We start from the raw sequence: 1,388 nt of genomic DNA, 5'->3' as shown, positions 1-1,388 counted from the left end.
CACGGCCCCCACCGGCCGAGCCTGAAGAACGGGAGCGGCGCGCAGGCCGGGATGGGCGGGGAGAACGCATGGATGAGGTGTCCGGTTTTCTGGTCATTCTGCTCTCTCCCTAGCGCATGTGCGGGGCTTTCGCCTATCCCCCCACCCGTGTTTGCCCGAAAGCCGGTAAACCCGGAGAGGCAGCAGGAATGGACAAGCCGCGTTGCGGGTTGTATTCGGTGCCCATTCACCACGGAATGACCAGAGGCCCCGCCCCAGCGGCACCGGCCAGACACCAGATGACACCACGCAACCGGGGAGCGGGCCATGACCTCAGCTTATTCGGACAATGCCGTTACCCTGCACAAGAACGACCTGCCTGACGGGCTGACCTTTTCCGGCTCCGTTGCCGTGGATACCGAAACCATGGGGCTCAACCCCCACCGCGACCGGCTGTGCCTTGTCCAGCTTTCCGCAGGGGATGGCACGGCCCATCTGGTGCAGATTATCCCCACCCGCCTTGGCGGCACCGGCTATGCCTGCCCCAACCTCAGGCGGGTTCTGGCCGACCCGGCGCTGACAAAAATCATGCATTTTGCCCGGTTTGATGTCGGTATCCTGCAACATACGCTGGGGATTACGGTTGCCCCTGTTATCTGCACCAAAATTGCCGCCAAGCTGGTTCGCACCTTTACCGAGCGCCATGGCCTTGCGGCCCTGTGCCGGGAAATGCTCGGGGTGGATCTGAGCAAGCACCAGCAGAGTTCGGACTGGGGTGCCCCCACCCTCACACCCGAACAGCTTGCCTATGCCGCCTCGGACGTGCTGCACCTGCACGCGCTATGGGCACGGCTGGAAGCCCTGCTGGAACGAGAAGAGCGCCGCGAACTGGCACAGGCCTGTTTCGACTTCCTGCCCAGCCGGGCCAGACTGGACGGTCTGGGCTATGACGAGCCGGATATTTTCGCGCACCGGGCATGAAAACCTTCACGCCCCCCGCCTTTTGCGTGTAAGCGAACTGCATAACTCATGACCCAGCCCGCCCCCTCACCCATACCGGCCCCCTCCGGTGCTGACGCCGCCACCACGGTGCGGATGGAAGCCGCAGGACTCGCCGCTCTGGCGCATGCTCTGGAAGACCCCACCGGGCTGGGTGGCGCTTTTGCTGCGGCCATGGCTATCCTGCTGGCCCTGCCCGGCCGCGTGGTGGTAACGGGCATTGGCAAATCAGGCCATATCGCGCGCAAGGTACAGGCCACGCTGGCCTCCACCGGCACGCCATCGCTGTTCGTTCACCCTGCCGAGGCCTCGCATGGTGATCTGGGCATGATCCAGCCCGGCGATGCCATACTGGCTTTTTCCAATTCCGGCGAAACAACCGAGCTGGCCGATATCGCGGCCCATGCCCG

At 64.3% G+C, this 1,388-nt stretch carries 2 protein-coding genes; both read left to right on the top strand.

The genetic code is table 11. The features are described from left to right. The first annotated feature begins 306 nt into the window (after positions 1 to 306). The gene (locus JCM25143_RS15075; protein WP_025861834.1) at positions 307 to 960 is read left to right on the top strand and encodes a ribonuclease D; all 654 of its coding nucleotides are present in this window, start codon (positions 307 to 309) and stop codon (positions 958 to 960) included. Positions 961 to 1,008: 48 nt separating this feature from the next. Next, a partial coding sequence (locus tag JCM25143_RS15070; protein ID WP_025861833.1) for an SIS domain-containing protein occupies positions 1,009 to 1,388 on the top strand: 380 nt, incomplete at its 3' end.

The sequence above is a fragment of the Acetobacter papayae JCM 25143 genome (genome assembly GCF_000613285.1).
Taxonomy (GTDB): domain Bacteria; phylum Pseudomonadota; class Alphaproteobacteria; order Acetobacterales; family Acetobacteraceae; genus Acetobacter; species Acetobacter papayae.
The sequence above is the reverse complement of the archived record's forward strand: the minus strand, read 5'-3'. Positions and strand labels throughout refer to the sequence as shown.

What these genes read in the sequence shown, in the direction of transcription:
- JCM25143_RS15075 (WP_025861834.1), top strand. Translation starts at nt 307, where the DNA reads ATGACCTCAGCTTATTCGGACAATGCCGTTACCCTGCACAAGAACGAC.